12 protein-coding genes are annotated in these 16,786 nt (G+C 73.1%); 7 read left to right on the top strand and 5 right to left on the bottom strand.

Annotated elements, in window-relative coordinates; genetic code table 11:
• The first annotated feature begins 106 nt into the window (after positions 1-106).
• From ACGFWJ_RS04090 to ACGFWJ_RS04075, 4 genes are all read left to right on the top strand, one after another.
• Positions 107-1,486: an NAD(P)/FAD-dependent oxidoreductase gene (locus tag ACGFWJ_RS04090; protein WP_392944951.1), complete on the top strand. Its 1,380-nt coding sequence runs from the start codon at positions 107-109 to the stop codon at positions 1,484-1,486.
• Between the two features lie 250 nt (positions 1,487-1,736).
• Positions 1,737-2,693, top strand: a complete 957-nt coding sequence (locus ACGFWJ_RS04085) for a hypothetical protein (protein ID WP_392944949.1) — start codon at positions 1,737-1,739, stop codon at positions 2,691-2,693.
• A 46-nt stretch (positions 2,694-2,739) separates the two neighbouring features.
• The gene (locus tag ACGFWJ_RS04080; protein ID WP_387859348.1) at positions 2,740-4,596 is read left to right on the top strand and encodes an HSP90 family protein; all 1,857 of its coding nucleotides are present in this window, start codon (positions 2,740-2,742) and stop codon (positions 4,594-4,596) included.
• Entirely contained in the window at positions 4,596-7,508 is a 2,913-nt protein-coding gene (locus tag ACGFWJ_RS04075; RefSeq protein ID WP_392944947.1) for a hypothetical protein, read from the top strand. Before ACGFWJ_RS04080 ends, ACGFWJ_RS04075 begins: the two co-directional genes overlap by 1 nt.
• Positions 7,509-7,576: 68 nt before the next feature.
• Here ACGFWJ_RS04075 and ACGFWJ_RS04070 read toward each other — a convergent pair whose 3' ends face one another.
• From ACGFWJ_RS04070 to ACGFWJ_RS04060, 3 genes are all read right to left on the bottom strand, one after another.
• A complete protein-coding gene (locus ACGFWJ_RS04070; RefSeq protein WP_392944945.1) occupies positions 7,577-9,139 on the bottom strand; it encodes an adenosine deaminase in 1,563 nt (520 codons plus the stop codon).
• Positions 9,140-9,221: 82 nt separating this feature from the next.
• Positions 9,222-10,877, bottom strand: coding sequence for a phosphoglucomutase (alpha-D-glucose-1,6-bisphosphate-dependent) (gene pgm, locus ACGFWJ_RS04065; RefSeq protein WP_392944943.1), 1,656 nt, complete (start codon positions 10,875-10,877; stop codon positions 9,222-9,224).
• A 194-nt stretch (positions 10,878-11,071) separates the two neighbouring features.
• On the bottom strand, positions 11,072-11,854 hold the full coding sequence (locus ACGFWJ_RS04060; RefSeq protein ID WP_392944941.1) for a LysR family substrate-binding domain-containing protein: 783 nt from the start codon (positions 11,852-11,854) through the stop codon (positions 11,072-11,074).
• 58 nt (positions 11,855-11,912) lie between these two features.
• On the opposite strand from ACGFWJ_RS04060, the gene ACGFWJ_RS04055 reads away from it, so the two are divergent.
• Entirely contained in the window at positions 11,913-12,302 is a 390-nt protein-coding gene (locus ACGFWJ_RS04055; protein ID WP_387635420.1) for a DUF5997 family protein, read from the top strand.
• 49 nt (positions 12,303-12,351) lie between these two features.
• Here ACGFWJ_RS04055 and ACGFWJ_RS04050 read toward each other — a convergent pair whose 3' ends face one another.
• Positions 12,352-13,254 carry a hypothetical protein gene (locus tag ACGFWJ_RS04050; RefSeq protein ID WP_392944939.1) on the bottom strand — a complete coding sequence of 301 codons (903 nt, stop codon included), beginning with the start codon at positions 13,252-13,254 and terminating at the stop codon, positions 12,352-12,354.
• A gap of 224 nt (positions 13,255-13,478) precedes the next feature.
• On the opposite strand from ACGFWJ_RS04050, the gene galT reads away from it, so the two are divergent.
• A complete protein-coding gene (gene galT, locus ACGFWJ_RS04045; RefSeq protein ID WP_392944937.1) occupies positions 13,479-14,561 on the top strand; it encodes a galactose-1-phosphate uridylyltransferase in 1,083 nt (360 codons plus the stop codon).
• An 86-nt stretch (positions 14,562-14,647) separates the two neighbouring features.
• Here the strand turns inward: galT and galK are convergent, their stop codons facing one another.
• Complete coding sequence (gene galK / locus ACGFWJ_RS04040; protein WP_387635412.1) at positions 14,648-15,793, bottom strand: galactokinase; 1,146 nt, start codon at positions 15,791-15,793, stop codon at positions 14,648-14,650.
• Between the two features lie 131 nt (positions 15,794-15,924).
• Between galK and ACGFWJ_RS04035 the strand changes: the two genes are divergently transcribed.
• Positions 15,925-16,707 carry a DeoR/GlpR family DNA-binding transcription regulator gene (locus ACGFWJ_RS04035; RefSeq protein ID WP_387635410.1) on the top strand — a complete coding sequence of 261 codons (783 nt, stop codon included), beginning with the start codon at positions 15,925-15,927 and terminating at the stop codon, positions 16,705-16,707.
• The last annotated feature ends 79 nt before the right edge of the window (positions 16,708-16,786 follow it).

Genomic DNA, 16,786 nt, shown 5'->3' with positions numbered 1-16,786 from the left:
AACTGGACCGGCCTGACACGGTGTCCGTTGCCCGGGTTCCGGTGGCGCGCATAGCGTCCGTGCACGCGGGGAGGGTTGGCGTTCAGGGAAGGCAGGGCTGGTGGACATGACCACCGTCAATGGCGGCGTCTCGTTCTGGTATGCGGCGAGTGGGCTGCCCGAGCGGCGGGCGGGGCTGGTGGGGGAAGTGGAGGCGGACGTCTGTGTGGTCGGGGGCGGGTACACCGGGCTGTGGGCCGCCTACTACCTGAAGCAGGCCGCGCCCGAGCTCGAAGTGGTGGTGGTGGAAGGGGAGTTCTGCGGGTACGGGGCGTCCGGGCGCAATGGCGGGTGGCTGTACAACGGGATCGCCGGGCGCGGGCGGTACGCCCGGTCGCACGGGGAGGATGCGGCGCGGCGGCTCCAACTCGCCATGAACGACACGGTGTCGGAGACGCTGCGGGCCGCCGCCGCGGAGGGCATCGACTGCGACGCGCACCGGGGCGGAGTGCTGGAGATCGCCACCTCGCCCGCCCAACTGGCCCGACTGAAGGAGAGGTTCGCGCACGAGCAGGCGTTCGGCGCGGACCAGGTGGAGCTGCTGAGTTCTGCGGAGACCGCCGAACGGCTTTATGTGCCAGGCGTGTTGGGGGCGACCTGGACGCCGAACGGGGCGCGGGTGCACCCGGCGAAGCTGGTGGTCGGGCTGGCCGCGGCCGTCGAGCGGTCGGGGGTGAGGATCTACGAGTCGACGCCCGTCACCGCGATCGCGCCCCGGAAGGTGAGTACGGCGCGGGGTGGGGTGAAGGCCCGGGTGGTGCTCCGGTGCACGGAGGGCTTCACGGCCAACATCGCCGGCCAGAAGCGCAGTTGGCTGCCGATGAACTCCTCGATGATCGCCACCGAGCCGCTGCCCGCCGAGGTGTGGGAGGCGATCGGCTGGGAAGGCCGCGAGGTGCTCGGCGACGAGGCGCACGCGTACATGTACGCGCAGCGCACCGCCGACGACCGGATCGCGCTCGGCGGTCGCGGCTACCCGTACCGGTACGGCTCGCGGATCGACCAGGACGGTGCCACTCCCGACGGCACGGTGGCCCAACTCCGGGAGATCCTGCGGAAGATGTTCCCGGCCGCGGCCGAGGCCCGGATCGACCACGCCTGGTCCGGCGTGCTCGGCGTGCCGCGCGACTGGTGCGCCACCGTCGCTCTCGATCCGGCGACCGGAGTCGGCTTCGCGGGCGGCTACGTCGGCAGTGGCGTCGCCACCACCAACCTGGCCGGCCGTACGCTGCGCGACCTGACGCTGCGCCACCTCGGCAAGGGCGGGCGGACCGAACTCACCGAGCTGCCCTGGGTCGGCCACCGGGTCCGCCGCTGGGAGCCCGAACCGCTGCGCTGGCTCGGCGTGCACGCGCTGTACGCCGTCTACCGGCACGCCGACCGCCACGAGCACGCCCGCACCTCCGCGCTCGCCACCCTCGCCGACCGGATCAGCGGGCGAGGGTGAGTCGCGGGTGAGCCGCGGATGAGTCGGAGATGAGCCGGGAATGAGCCGCACCGGACAGGTGCGGGTGAGCCGCGGATGAGTCGGAGATGAGCCGGGGATGAGCCGCACCGGACAGGCCCTGAGCAGGGCTTCGATGTCCGGATGCCGGAAACGATTCGCACACCTGTCGTGCGGGCGTGATAGGAATCTCCGTCCGGGGCGGCCTCACGGCGGCCCCTGTGGATCGGTACGGCACAAGGGGACCGTGGGGATGGGACTGTTCGACAGGCTGTTGGGCCGGCTGGGCAAGGGCGCGCCCGCGCTCGACCCGACATTCGGCGACCCGGAGCTGAAGCTGCTGCTGGAACGCGGCCGGGCCGGCGACTGGCCGGGCGTCCGGGCCGTGCTGGAGCAGGCCCGGGACCAGGCCGACCTGGTGCTGATGCTCGACCTGGTCTCCGACCTGTCGGGCAGCGAGGAGTGGCTGGCCCGCGCCGTCGAGCAGGACCCCGAGGACGCCCTCGCGCTGCTGGTCTGCGGTGCGCGGCAGCTGGTCTGGGGCTGGGAGGCCCGTAGCGGCGCCTACGCCAAGTACGTTCGCGAGGAGCAGTGGAGGCTGTTCGGCGAGCGCCTGGAGCGTGCCGAGGAGCAGCTGTTCGAGGTCGCCGAGCGGGAGCCCGACTGGCTGGGCCCCTGGTACTTCCTGCAGGTCACCGGCCGTGGCATCTCCGTCGCGACGGGCGTCGCGACCCAGCGCTTCGACGCCGCCGTCCGCCGCTTCCCGCACCACCCGGCCTCGCACCGGCAGCGCCTGCAGCAGCTGTGCGCCAAGTGGGGCGGCTCGCACGAGGAGATGCACGACTTCGCCCGCACCTCGATGCTCGCCGCCCCGGAGGGCAGCCGGCTCGGCGAACTCGTCGCGCTCGCGCACATCGAGCACTGGCTGAGCCTCGACAACGGCGAGGACGGCCGCTACATCCGCGACGCCGCGGTCGCCCGCTCCCTGCACGAGGCCGCCGAACGCTCCATCTGGCACCCCGGGTTCGTCCGTGACCGGGCCTGGATCGGCGCCCACAACGCGTTCGCCATGGCGTTCTCGCTGAGTGGTGAACACCGGGCCGCGGGCCGGGTGTTCACCGAGCTCGACGGCCGCGTCACCAGGTCCCCGTGGCAGTACCTCGGCGACCCGGCGGACGCCTACCGGAGCCGCCGCGCCATCGCCCCGTGACCCGCACCGATTCCAGAAGCGAACCCCGAAGCGAAGGACCCGCCCGGTGACCCCGAACGACCCCAGCGCGCACACCTTCCAGGTGGACCTGCGCGGACTGGTCGACCTGCTCTCCCACCACCTGTACTCCAGCCCGCGCGTCTACCTGCGCGAGCTGCTGCAGAACGCCGTCGACGCGATCACCGCCCGGCAGCAGCTGGACCCGGCCGCGCCGGCCGCGATCACCGTCACCACCGGCGACGAGTTCTCGGTGGCCGACACCGGCGTCGGCCTCACCGAGGCCGACGTGCACACCTTCCTCGCCACCATCGGCCGCAGCTCCAAGCGCACCCCGGACGGCGCCCTGGACGCCGGTCAACTCGCCGACGCCCGCGAGGAGTTCATCGGCCAGTTCGGCATCGGCCTGCTGGCCTGCTTCGTGGTCGCCGACGAGATCACCGTCCGCACCCGCTCCGCCCGCACCCCCGACGCCCCGGTGATCGAATGGCGCGGCCGCTCCGACGGCCGCTACACCATCACCACGCTGCCCGCCTCCGCCCGCCGCGAGCCCGGCACCACCGTCACCCTCACCCCGCGCGCCGACGCCGAGGAGTGGACGTCCACCCGCCGGGTCACCGAACTCGCCCGGCACTACGGCAGCCTGCTGCGCCACCAGGTGACGGTCGTGGACGCGGCCGGGCACCGGACGCGGATCAGCGAGACCCCCGCGCCCTGGGCCCGCCGCCACGACACCCCGGCCGCCCGCCGCGCCGCGCTCACCGCGCACTGCCGCGACACCTTCGACTTCACCCCGCTCGACACCATCGAGCTCGACCTGCCGCTGGTCGGCCTCAGCGGCGTCGCCTACGTACTGCCCGAGGCCGTCCCGCCGTCCCGCCGCGCCGGGCACCGGGTGCACCTCAAGGGCATGCTGCTCTCCGACCAGGCCGACGAACTGCTGCCCGACTGGGCGTTCTTCGTGCGCTGCGTGGTCGACGCCGAGCGCCTGCGCCCCACCGCCTCCCGCGAGGCGCTGTACGCCGACGAGACACTCGCCGCCGTCCGCGAGGCGCTCGGGCTGCGGATCCGCGACTGGCTGACCGGCCTGTCCGCGTCCGACCCGGCGCTGCTGCACCGCTTCCTGTCCGTGCACCACCTGGCCGTCAAGTCGCTGGCCCGGCACGACGACCAGCTACTGCGGATGCTGCTGCCCTGGCTGCCGTTCGAGACCACCGACGGCAACGTCACGCTCGACGAGTTCGCCCGCGCCCACCCCGTCATCCTGGTCACCCGCACCGTCGAGGAGTTCCGTCAGGTCGCCCCTATCGCCGGCGCCGCCGGCCTCGGCGTCGTCAACGGCGGCTACACCTACGACCGCGACCTGGTGCACCGGCTGCCCGAGATCCGCACCGGCACCACCGTCGCCGACCTCGACCCGGCCACCGTCACCGCACACCTCGACAACGTCGACCAGGCCACCGAACTCGCCGCCGCCGCGTTCCTCGCCACCGCCCGCGAAGCACTCGGCCGGTTCGACTGCGACGTCGCGCTGCGCACCTTCCACCCCAGCAGCGCCCCCGCCCTGCTGCTCGACGACAGGGAAGCCCGGCACGAGCGCACCCGCAGCCAACTCGCCGACCAGGCCGACGGGTTGTGGGCCGACATCCTCGGCTCGCTGGGCAGCTCGGTGCCGCGCGCCCAGCTCGTCCTGAACCACCTCAACCCGCTCGTCCGCCGCGCCGCCGCGATCCGCAACCCCGAACTCGCCACCACCACCGTCGAAGCGCTGTACGGCCAGGCCCTGCTGCTCACCCGGCGCCCGCTCAAGGCGAGCGAATCCGCCCTGCTCAACCGCTCGTTCCTCGCCCTGCTCGACCACGCCATGCTCGGCCACGAGCCCACCACGCCGCACCGGGAGCCGTGATGCTCGACACCATCGACGCCGTCCGCGCCGCCCTGCGCGCCAACGACGAACAGCCGCACGGCCGGCAGCGCACCGTCACCGCCGAGGAACTCGCCGACGCCGCCGAGCAGTTCGACGACCCCGAGCTGCTCGCCTACGCCCTCCTCGACCTGATGGAGGCGTACGAGAACGACGCCGAACGGCGCAAGCTCCCGGTGGTCTTCGCCCGGATCGTCACCCTGCGCAAGAAGCACCCCGAAGGCTTCGACGGCTGGGCCGAACGGGCCACCGACTGGCGCTACAAGTGGGTCGCGCACGCCCTGCGCAGCGTCCCGGACGTCCCGCTGGAGGCGGTCCGCCGCTGGCACGGCGAACTGCGCGAGCACTACCGCACCGCCGGCCACGACCTGCAGCCCTACTACGGCGAGCAGTACCACCTCGCCGCGCTCACCGGCCAGGGCGCCGAGAACGCCTTCGACCTGTGGGCCGGCCGCTCGCGCTCCTCGCTCAGCGACTGCCGCGCCTGCGAACTGCGCGCCCAGGCAAAGCACTTCGTCCGCCTCGGCAACGACGCGCGGGCGCTGGAGACGTGGCGTCCGGTGCTGGACGGCGAACAGTCCTGCGGCGAGGAGCCGCACGTCAGCCGCGCCCACGCGCTGCTGCCGCTGCTGCGGGCCGGCCGCACCGACGAGGCCCGCTCCTGCCACCTCACCGGCTACCGGTGGGCCCGCGGCCGCGCCCGCGCCGCCGAGGAGATAGGCCTGCACCTGGAGTTCTGCGCCCTCACCGGCAACGAACCGCGCGGCCTGGAGATCCTCGCCGACAACCGCGACCTGTTCGGCCGGCACGGCGACCCACTGGCCCGCCTGCACTTCCTGACCGGCACCCAGCAGTTGCTCGCCCGGCTCGCCGCCACCGGCCACGGCGACGTCCCGGTGGCCGGCCCGCCCGGCAGGAACTGGACCGTCACCGCGCTGCTCACCGAGCTCGGCACCGAGGGCGACGCGCTCGCCGCCCGCTTCGACGCCCGGGGCGGCACCACCGCCGTCGGCGACGCCCGCCGCGAACGCCTGGCCCGCACCCCGCTGTTCGCCGACCCGCTCGCCCTCGGCCTGCGCGCCGCCGCCCCTGTGCCCGCGCCGGTGCCCGCCGCCGCCCAGCCTGCGGAGAGCGCCCCCGCCGCCACCGATACCATGCCCGAACTCGTCGCCCGCGCCCGCGAGTTGCACGAGCAGCGGCACCCCGAGGCGCTCGCCCTGTGGCGGCGTATCGACGCCCTCGTCGGCGCCGACGGCTACCGGCACCCCGACGACCCCGACCTCGGGTCGCTCGCCCTGCTGCGCGCCGAGATCGCCGAACAGCGCGCCCGCCGCGACGGCCTGAGCGACGACGAACTGGCCGCGCACTTCACCGAGGCCGCCGAGCACTACGCGCAGGCCGACCGCCCCGCCCAGGCCCTCGGCTGCCGCGCCCTCGCCGCCGCCCTGCCCGAGCAGGACGCCGACACCGACGCCGCGACCACGGCGGAGCTCGACCGGATGGAGGAGCGGGCCCGCGAGCTCGTCGAGGCCGGGGCCACCCGGGCCGGCGACGCCCTGCTCACCGTGCTGAACGCCAAGGCCGTCGTCGCGATCCGCCAGGACCTGCCGGACGCCCACCAGTACGCCGCCAACGGCCCCGAACCGTGCGACCTCAGCCGCGCCGAGGCCGCCGTCACCCGCCTGCGCGAGGAGGCCGCCCGGCAGGACGACACACTGATGGAGGTCACCGCCCGGCAACTCCTCGCCCGCGCCTACTTCCTGACCGGCCGCAAGCAGGAGAGCGCCGAGCTGATCCGGGAGTCCGAGCGCCGGATCGAGGCCGCGGGCCTCCCGTGGAAGCTGGTCGGCATCCACGGCTGGCTGGCCGAAATCGCCCTGGACGCCCAAGAGTTGGACCGCGCCGAGGAACTCGCCCGGCGCGGGCTGAAGCTCGCCGCCCAGTACGGCGACCGCACCGCCGTCCCCGCCCGGGTGCAACTGCTGCTGGCCCGGGTGCACCTCGCCCGCGACGAGTACGAGTCCGCCGCCCGCGCGTTCACCGAGGCCGCCGCCCGCCACGACCACGCCGGGCAGGCCGACGAGGCCGCCTCCGCCCGCGGCCGGCTCGGCCAGGTGCTGGCCGCCGCCGGCCGGTTCTCCGACGCCGCCGCCGTCCTGGAAGCCGTCCGCCTGGAGCCCGGCTTCGCCGACCTCGCCATCCACGAACAGGTGCACATCCGGCTCAACCTCGCCCGCACCCTGCGCGAACTCGACGAACACCGGGACTCCGCCGAGGAGTTCCTGCGCGTCGCCGACATCGCCGCCGGGTGGGACGACCGCGAGATGCACACCATCGTCGCCTGCGAGGCCGCCGTCGCCCTGGCCCGCACCGGCCAGTGGCCCGCCGCCGACCTCGCCCGGCAGCGCGCCCTCGACAGCCACCGCACCGCACCCCACGCCGACGCCGCCTTCGACATGCTGCTGCGCCTCGCCCGGTTCACCGCCGACACGCGCGGCCCGGACGGCGAGGACGAAGCCGTCGCCCGGCTCGCCGAGGCGGCCGAACTGGTCGAAGCCGCCCGGCGGGACGGCCACGCACTCGCCTGCGCCAGCGCCGAAGGCAGCCTGCACGACACCCGCGCCCGCACCCTGATCGGCCTCCGGCGCCCCGAGGAGGCCCTCGCCGAGATGGAGCTGGCGATCGAGGCGTTCGGCGCCGCCGGCCCCGAGGGCCACCTCGCGCGCGCCGAATCGATCCGCTACGCGGCCCTGATCGAGGGCAGCCGCCTCGACCGCACCCAGGAGGCGCTGACCAGGCTGGAGGCCGCCAGCGCCTGGTGCCGCGAGATCGGCGAACCGCAGGCCGCCGAAGTCCTCGACGGCCTGCACACCCACCTGCGCCGCCAGCACTGACCTGTTGGTGTGCGGACGGCCCGCCGGGGAGTCAACTCCCGGCGGGCCGTTCGTTCTTGGAAGCACGGCTACTTGCCGCGCAGCACCGCCTGCTCGAAGTCCCGGAAGGCGCCCTCCATCCGCCACTCCAGCGCCGCCTTCGGGTTCTCCCGCAGCAGCGCCGCGCACGCGCCCGTCGGCGTCGTCCCCAGCGGGCGGTCCTGGCACTCCGCCACCGGCAGGTACCCGTCGCGGTCCTTCCACAGGCTGCGCCCGGCGACGAAGCCGTACTCCAGCGAGGTGCGGGCCAGGTCCTTCAAGTCCCGGTAGCTCAACCGGTAGGTCAGGGCGGCCCGGACGTACTCGTGGGTGATGTCGATCCGCTCCACCCCGGGGTCGTCCGTGGACAGCGCCGTCGGCACGCCGTTCTTCCGGTACAGCGGGAACGGGTGGTCCTGGCCGGAGACCTGGAGGATCTGCTCGTTGGAGGTGAGCGGCACCTCGATCAGCACCTTGCGTTCGGCCAGGGTGCGCAGCAGCTCCGCCGAGTCGTCCTCCTGCGCCACGTCGACGCCGTGCCCGATCCGCTCGGCGTGGCCGGTCAGCACCGCCTGGCGGATGTGGAAGCGAAGGTCCTCGGGCTTGACCAGGCCCGGTACCAACTCGCCCGCGTGCAGGCTGATGTGGGCGTTCGGGTAGAACGGGTGCAGGAAGTCCAGCATCCGCATCTGGAGGTTGTAGTTGTCCAGCGCGGCCCGGTGGTCCTCGGGCTGCACCAGGTTCACGGCGACGAACCGCTCGTCCTGCGAGGCGAGTTCCATGCCGAGCAGCAGCTCGGTGAAGACCCGCGCCGGTCCGGCCGCCCGGGACACCTGGGACTGGACCCGCACCGTCACCGCGCAGCCCGGGCGGGCCTGCTTGGTGCCGCACTGCTCGGTGTCCTGGTACTCGGCCGTCGCGTGGTCGAGGTCGGCGCGGGCCTGGTCCACCAGCCGCTGGACCTGGCCGTCCGCCAGCAGCTTCTCGCGCAGCGCCGTGAAGTCCGGGTCGAAGCCGACCTTCGCCGCCAGCGCCGCCGGCCCGCCGAAGGCCGGCGTCAGCATGGTCTCCAGGTAGGTCTGGTGCTGGGCGGCCATGGTGTCGGTGACCTCGGCCAGCATCCGGCCCGGGTGGCGCCAGCTGGCCTCGCCGAACTTGCCGAAGGTGGCGAAGAAGTGGTCGTGGCCGGACTCCTCACCCGGCGTGAAGTCCTGCATCGACCAGGCCCGGATCACCTGGGCGCGGAACTCCTGGTCGGTGACCGCGTCCTTCGCGGGGCGGGCGGTGCCCTCGCACGGGCCGGTCGCCGAGACGAACGTCCCCGAGTCGATGCACAGTTCGTCCTCGGCGGCCAGCTGGATCAGCAGTTCGGTCGACACCGCACCCGACAGATGATTGTGCAGGTCCCCACCCTTGGGCAGGGCCCGCAGGAAGGCGTCCAGCCGGGCCGGGTCCTGCCGGATGCCGTCCAGGTAGGCGGAGACCCTTCCCTCCATCGGGCGCCCGCCGGGCAGTGGCGCCCCGGCCCGGGCGGGGGCCAACGGCGCGAGCAGTGCCGCGCAGGCGACGAGAGCGGCCGTGGTGGTACGGCGTAGCGAGATCATGGACGCCATGCTGACGACCCGTCAGGTGCCGTACCACGTAAGGCCGCTCGTGTCGTGCGGGCACCATCCGAAAGAGTGGCGGCCGGGTCTCTCAGGCCTTCGCCAGCACCTCGCCCACCAGGCCGCGGGCCTCGTCCTGGACCTTCGTCAGATGGTCGGCGCCGAGGAAGCTCTCCGCGTAGATCTTGTACACGTCCTCGGTGCCGGACGGGCGGGCCGCGAACCAGGCGTTCTCGGTGCGGACCTTCAGACCGCCGATCGCCGCGCCGTTGCCCGGGGCGTGCGTGAGGACGGCGGTGATCGGCTCACCGGCCAGCGTGTCGGCGGCGACCCGGGACGCGTCGAGCGCCGCCAGGGCGGCCTTCTGCTCACGGTCGGCGGGGGCGTCCACCCGGGCGTAGACCGGGTCGCCGTGCCGGGCGGTGAGGTCGCGGTAGTGCTCGGACGGGGTGCGGTTGGTGACGGCGGTGATCTCGGAGGCCAGCAGGGCGAGCAGGATGCCGTCCTTGTCGGTGGTCCACGGCGAGCCGTCGAGGCGCAGGAACGACGCCCCGGCCGACTCCTCGCCGCCGAACGCCACCGTCCCGTTCAGCAGCCCGTCCACGAACCACTTGAAGCCGACCGGGACTTCGAGTAGCTCCCGGCCGAGCGCACCGGCCACCCGGTCGATCATCGAGGAGGACACCAGCGTCTTGCCGACCGCGGCCGCCGCCGGCCAGCCGTCACGGTGCCGGAACAGGTAGTCGATGGCGACGGCCAGGTAGTGGTTCGGGTTCATCAACCCGCCGTCGGGGGTGACGATGCCGTGCCGGTCGGCGTCCGCGTCGTTGCCGGTGGCCAGCGTGAACGCGTCCCGCTTGCCGATCAACGAGGCCATCGCGTAGGGGGAGGAGCAGTCCATCCGGATCTTCCCGTCCCAGTCCAGCGTCATGAACCGCCAGGTCGGATCGGTCAGCGGGTTGACCACCGTCAGGTCAAGCCGGTGCGTCTCGGCGATCCGCCCCCAGTACGCGACGGACGCGCCGCCCAGCGGGTCCGCGCCGATCCGCACGCCCGCCGCCCGCACCGCGTCCAGGTCCAGGACGGCCGGCAGATCGTTCACGTACCCGCCGAGGAAGTCGTAACGCCCGGTGGTGCCGGCCGCCAACGCCCGGGCGTACGGCACCCGTTGGACGTCCTTCAGCCCCGCCGCCAGCAACTCGTTGGCGCGGCGCTCGATCCAGCCGGTCGCGGTCGAATCGGCCGGGCCGCCGTGCGGCGGGTTGTACTTGAACCCGCCGTCACCGGGCGGGTTGTGCGAGGGCGTCACCACGATGCCGTCCGCGAGCGCTGACGGACGGGGGCGGCCGGTGGCCCGGTTGTGGGTGAGGACGGCGTGCGAGACCGCGGGCGTCGGGGTGTAGCCGTCCGCCGAGTCCAGCAGCACCGTCACACCGTTCGCCGCCAGCACCTCCAGCGTGGTGACCCGGGCCGGCTCGGACAGCGCGTGGGTGTCGATGCCGAGGAACAGCGGCCCCGTGGTGCCCTGTTCGGCCCGGTAGTCGCAGATCGCCTGCGCCGTCGCCGCGATGTGGTCCTCGTTGAACGCCGCCCGCACCGAGGAACCCCGGTGACCGGACGTGCCGAACGCCACCCGCTGCCCCACCTCCGCCGGGTCCGGATGCAGCGCGTAATAGGCCGTCACCAGGCGAGCGACGTCGATCAGATCCTGCGGCTGCGCCGGCTGCCCGGCCCGTGCGTGCACCATCGTGGCTCTCTCCTCGGTCGGTACGGCAAGGATGCCTGCCGACCATGATGCGGGCCACACCGCGCCAACTGCGGGAACGCGACAGCAAAGCCGACGACGGCTCAGCGCTTGCGGCCCCGTGCCGACGACGGCTCAGCGCTTGCGGCCCCGTGCCGACGACGGCTCAGCGCTTGCGGCCCCGCGCCGGCGACGGCTCAGCGCTTGCGGCCCCGCTTGGCCTGGCCCTGCTTCGCCTGGCCCTGGCGGGTGGTGGCGGCGCGCTGGCCCGGCCGCGGCTTCTGCTGCGACTTGGCAGACTTCGCGGCGGGCTTCTTCGCCGCGGGCTGCTTCTTCGCCGGCTCGGTGGCGACCCGGCCGCGGGAGCTGTTCGCGGTGCGGCCGCGCACGATGCCGATGAACTCCTCGACCAGGTCGGTGGTCGCCTCCTCCGGCCAGGCCAGCGCCACCTGCGACTGCGGGACGTCCGCCAGCACGCGGTAGGTCAGGTCGCGCCGGTGGTGCAGCCGGGCCAGCGACTGCGGCACCGCCAGCACGCCGACGTTCGCCGCCACCAGCTCGATCGCGTCGGCCGTGGTCTCCGGACGCTCGAACGCCGGGCGGCCCGGCAGCCCCTCCGGCCACTCCAGCACGTCGTCCTGCGGGTGGAAGACGATCTCCTCCGCGAGGTCCGCGACCGAGACCTCCTCGGCGGCGCCCTCGGAGGCGGCCAGCCAGTGGTCCTTCGGGAACACCACCACGGTGGTCTCGGTGTACAGCGGGATCGCGCTCAGCACCGTCCGGTCCACCGGCAGCCGCACCAGGCCCGCGTCCGCGCCGCCCGACAGCAGAAGCTGGTGGCCGGCGACGGGCGTGGACTGCAACAGTTCCAGCGGGACGCCGGGCAGTCGCTCACCCCACACCCGCAGCCACTTGGTCGGCGTCACCCCGGGCACGTACACCAGGCGGAAGGAAGGGGAAGGCTGCTCGATCTCGGTCACACCGTCCAGGCTACCTACCGTGACCTGGGCAGGTGCGCGCTCCCTATACCCTTGGTGCATGACTACGCCCAAGCCCAAGAGCTCCCAGACCATGAAGCCCGCGACTGCGGCCAAGAAGCTGGGGATCTACCTGGCGGCGACCCCCGCCGAGTTCCAGGCGGGCGTCGTCTCCCGCGACGAGCTCAACGCCATGCAGGCCACCCCGCCGCAGTGGCTCGCCGACCTGCGCCGCAACGGCCCGCACCCGCGCCAGACGGTCGCCGCCCGCCTCGGCATCTCCGTCACCGGCCTCAACCGGGCCGGCATCGCCGAGGCGCTCACCACCGAGCAGATCGACGCCCTCCGCGAGGAGAACCCCGACTGGCTGCAGCGCGAGCGCACCATCCAGGCCGAGGTCCGCAAGGAGGCCCAGCGGCTCAAGGACAAGCCGGCGCCGAAGAAGAAGTAACCCCGGTACTCACGCGCGGGGCGGTTCGTCCGCCCCGCGCGTTCTTGCGTCAGCTGCCGGTCTTCGCGCCCGCCACGAGCTTGGTGAAGTCCACCGTGTCGCTCTCGCTCGGGGCGGTGGCCGCGACCGCGGTGCCGTAGTCGGAGTAGGTTGCCGTCGCGGTGATCTCGCCGGCCCTGCTCTGCATCTGCTCGACCTTCTTCACCAGCAGGTTGTCACCGGTGACCCACACCTCGATGTGGTCGCTGGTGATCCCGGCGGCGGTGAACTGCTTCTGCAGCGCGTCCGCCTGCTCCTGGGTGAGCCCCTTGGCGGTGGCCTGCGCGATGTCGGTCGCCGACAGGTCACCGCTGTACTTGGTGGCCTGGGCGCCGTTCACGGTCTCCGTCCCGGCCTTGGTGACCTTGCCGGAGGCGATCAGGGCCCGCACCGAGGCGACCGGGTCGGAGCTCTGCAGCTGGCTCTTCAGGCTGTCGCCGGCCGGGCCCATCAGCCGGGCGAGGTCCGCGTAGTTGTACTTGATCCAGTGCGCGCCGCCGAGCTGGGAAGCCATTGCCGAGCCCATGTTGACGTACATGGCGTCGCTGAGATAGCGCGCCGTGAAGGTGCCGTCACTGCCGGCCTTGGCGAGGTTCTCGGCCATCGCCCCGCCCATGGTGCCGGTCAGCTCGCCCAGGAGACCGTGCTCCCAGGAGATCGAGCCCTTCACGGTGGTGGCCTTGCCGGTGCCGACCTGCATGGTGACCTCGGACTTGGCGGACTTGGCCGCGGAGGTCTTCTCGCCCACCAGCGCGAGCGCCGCGGCGGGCGCCAGCTCGGGGGCCGAGGAGGTGGCCGCGCCGCCCTTGTTGCTTACGACATTGCCGTCGGCGTCCTTGTTGCCGCAGGCCGTCGCGGTCAGTGCGAGCACGACGGCGGTGGCGGCGAGGAACGTACGTCCGGTCCTGAACATTCTGGTTCTCCCCCTGGAAACGGTCCCGTACCGCTCCCATCTCTTTCGTGGCGGACTCTAGCCCACGGCGGAGACAGCCCCGCAGCGGGATTTGCGGAGGCCGTGCAGCGGGTTTCCCGTCCACCCTGCGGCGGGCTTCGCGGCGACCCCTCCGGATGTTGCATTGCGATGCTTCATGTTCGAAGATGTTTGATGTGATGGTCGAACCGAGAGGGAGCGCCGCCGTGCACAAGACGGTGACCAAGCTGGCCGACGGCCGCGAACTGGTCTACTACGACACCGAGCCCGCCGTGCGCGACGCGGTCGACGCGCGGCCGCTGGACCCGGCGGCCAGCGCCTCCGAAGTCCGGGTCGACCCGTTCACCGGCGACGCGGTCACCATCGCCGCGCACCGGCAGGGCCGCACCTACCACCCGCCGGCCGACGAATGCCCGCTCTGCCCGTCACGGGACGGCCGGCTCAGCGAAGTACCCGCCGCGGACTACCAGGTGGCGGTGTTCGAAAACCGCTTCCCGTCGCTGGCCGGCTCCTCCGCCGCACTCGTCACCCCCTGGTCGGACGGCCCGTACACGCTCACGCCCGGCACCGGACGGTGCGAGGTGGTCTGCTTCACCCCCGACCACGGCGCGTCCTTCGCCGACCTGACCGAACAGCAGGCCCGCCTGGTGCTCGACGCCTGGACCGACCGCACCGCCGAACTGCACACCCGCGACGACGTCCGCCAGGTCTACTGCTTCGAGAACCGCGGCGCCGACATCGGCGTCACCCTCGGCCACCCGCACGGCCAGATCTACGCCCTCCCGTTCACCACCCCCCGCACCGCCCAGGCCATCGCCAAGGTCGCCGAGTACGCACGCGCCACCGGCCGCAACCTGTACGACGACGTCCTCGCCGCCGAACGCGCCACGCTCGGCCACCCTGACACCCGCGTGGTCCTGACCGGCGACCACTGGACGGCATTCGTCCCGTTCGCCGCCCGCTGGCCCTACGAGGTGCACCTGTACCCCAACCGCCGGGTCGCCGACCTCACCGAACTCGACGAGCCGGCCCGCGCCGAATTCCCCCGGATCTACCTCGACCTGCTGCGCCGCTTCGACCGCCTCTTCCCCGAACCGGCCCCCTACATCGCCGCCTGGCACCAGTCTCCGCGCCCCGCCGAGGCCGAACTCGCCCTCCACCTCGAGCTGTTCACCATCCGCCGGACGGCCGGCAAGCTCAAGTACCTGGCCGGCACCGAATCCGGCATGGGCGCATTCATGAACGACATCCGCCCCGAGACCGCCGCCCGCACGCTGCGCGAGATCTAGGCTCTCCTCAGCAGGAAGCACGAAGCACGAAGTCCCGCCCGGGGAAGGGAAGTTCCCGGGCGGGGCTTCGTGCTTCTCTCTGTTTCCTACTTGACGCGGTGGGCGCCCTGCGACGGGACCGCCGGGAACACGTACGGGTCGACGAACCCGGCCCCGGCGAACGCGGCGCGTACGGCCTGTTCGACGGCGTCCAGCCGGTCGGTGTCGACCAGGGCCAGCACCGAACCGCCGAAGCCGCCGCCCATCATCCGGGCACCCAGCGCGCCGGCCGCGTTCGCGGCGGACACCGCCAGGTCGGTCTCCGGGCAGGACACCCGGTAGTCGTCGCGCAGCGAGGCGTGCCCCGCGGTCAGCACCGGGCCGAGCGCCCGCGGCTCGCCCGCGTCCAGCAGCCGGATGGTGTCCAGCACCCGCTGGTCCTCCGTCACCACGTGCCGCACCAGCGGCCGCAGTTCGGCGGGCAGCTTCTCCTCGGCCGCCGCCAGCTCCGCGATGCCGATGTCGCGCAGCGCCCGCACGCCCAGCAGCCCGGCCGCCCGCTCGCAGCCCGCCCGCAGGGCGGCGTACGCGCCGTCGCCCAGGTCGTGCTTGACCCGGGTGTCGATCACCAGCAGCGACAGGCCGACGGCGGGGAGGTCGAGCGGCACCTGGCGGCCGGTCAGCGTCCGGGTGTCCAGGAAGAACGCGTGACCGGCGACGCAGCAGCTGGACGCCATCTGGTCGAGCGCGCCGCACGGCACACCCACGAAGTCGTTCTCGGCGCGCTGGGCGAGCAGCGCCCGGGTCGGGGCGTCCAGGCCGAGACCGAACAGCTCGTCCAGGGCGATCGCGGTGGCGCACTCCAGCGCCGCCGAGGAGGACAGGCCCGCGCCGGTCGGCACGTCCGAGGTGAACGCCAGGTCCGCGCCGCCCACCGGGTGACCGGCCTGCGCCAGCGCCCAGAACACGCCCGCCGGGTACGCCGCCCAGCCCGGCACCGCGCCCGGCGCGAGGCCCTCGAGGTCCAGCTCGGTGACCTTCCCGTCGCCCTGCACGCTGGTCAGCCGGATCCGGCCGTCGGTGCGGCGGCGGGCCGCGACCCGGGTGGTGTGCGGGAGCGCCGCCGGCAGCACGAACCCCTCGTTGTAGTCAGTGTGTTCACCGATCACATTGATCCGGCCGGGCGCGGCCCACACGCCGTCGGGGGCGTCACCGTAGGCGGCGGCGAAGGCTTCGGCGGCGTCGGTGGTCATCGGGCAACTCCAGCGGGCAATCGCGGGTCTGGTGAGACAGTCAACACATTCAAACACACAGCACCAGACCCGAACAGCGTCCAACCCGTCGACTATGCTGGCGGCTCCCCAACACCCCGGCGGAGGACCAAGTGACCGACGGCGTACTGCTCGCCGCCCAGCGACGAGCGCTGATCCTGGACCAGGTACGCCGGGACGGAGCCGTCAAGGTCGCCGAACTCGTCGACCGGCTCGGCGTCTCCGACATGACCGTCCGCCGCGACCTCGACGCCCTCGCCCGCACCGGCGCCGTCCGCAAGGTCTACGGCGGAGCCGTCGCCCGCACCGCCACCGCCGAGGAGCCGGCCTTCGAAGCCAAGTCCGGCCTGGAGACCGACACCAAGGCCGCACTCGCCGAAGCCGCCGCCGCCCAGGTCCAGCCCGGCAGCGTGGTCGCCCTCTCGGCCGGCACCACCACCTACGCCGTCGCCACCCGCCTGCTCGACATCCCCGGCCTCACCGTCGTCACCAACTCCCTCCCCGTTGCCGAACTCCTCCGCACCCACACCGCGGAGGACGGCCCCGACCTCCTCCTCACCGGCGGCGCCCCCACCCGCTCCGCCGCACTCGTCGGCCCCCTCGCCGACCAGGCCATCCGCTCCCTGCACGTCGACCTCCTCATCATCGGCGCCCACGGAGTCAGCGAACACGCCGGCCTCACCACCCCCAACCTCGCCGAGGCCCAGACCAACCGCGCCCTCATCGCCTCCGCCCACCGCACCGTCGCGGTCGCCGACCACACCAAATGGGGCATCGTCGGCCTCAGCAGCTTCGCCGCCCTCACCGACCTCGACTGCTTCATCACCGACCACGAGATCCCGGCGGACGCCCGCGTCAGCCTCACCGAATCCTGCGGCGAGCTGCTGATCGTCTGAGCTCGCCGGCCAACACCAAGGTGTGGCTAACGGGAGCAAGTTCGAGCACGTTCATGGTGCGGTGGTGAGTTGCGCGGTC

It is taken from the genome of Kitasatospora sp. NPDC048407, from assembly GCF_043200475.1.
Lineage (GTDB): Bacteria > Actinomycetota > Actinomycetes > Streptomycetales > Streptomycetaceae > Kitasatospora.
The sequence above is the reverse complement of the archived record's forward strand: the minus strand, read 5'-3'. Positions and strand labels throughout refer to the sequence as shown.

Excerpts from the sequence above, each read along its gene's own strand:
- ACGFWJ_RS04090 (WP_392944951.1), top strand. The coding sequence starts at position 107 with ATGACCACCGTCAATGGCGGCGTCTCGTTCTGGTATGCGGCGAGTGGG.
- ACGFWJ_RS04085 (WP_392944949.1), top strand. The coding sequence starts at position 1,737 with ATGGGACTGTTCGACAGGCTGTTGGGCCGGCTGGGCAAGGGCGCGCCC.
- ACGFWJ_RS04075 (WP_392944947.1), top strand. The coding sequence starts at position 4,596 with ATGCTCGACACCATCGACGCCGTCCGCGCCGCCCTGCGCGCCAACGAC.
- ACGFWJ_RS04070 (WP_392944945.1), bottom strand. The coding sequence starts at position 9,139 with ATGGCGTCCATGATCTCGCTACGCCGTACCACCACGGCCGCTCTCGTC.
- pgm (WP_392944943.1), bottom strand. The coding sequence starts at position 10,877 with ATGGTGCACGCACGGGCCGGGCAGCCGGCGCAGCCGCAGGATCTGATC.
- ACGFWJ_RS04055 (WP_387635420.1), top strand. The coding sequence starts at position 11,913 with ATGACTACGCCCAAGCCCAAGAGCTCCCAGACCATGAAGCCCGCGACT.
- ACGFWJ_RS04050 (WP_392944939.1), bottom strand. The coding sequence starts at position 13,254 with ATGTTCAGGACCGGACGTACGTTCCTCGCCGCCACCGCCGTCGTGCTC.
- galK (WP_387635412.1), bottom strand. The coding sequence starts at position 15,793 with ATGACCACCGACGCCGCCGAAGCCTTCGCCGCCGCCTACGGTGACGCC.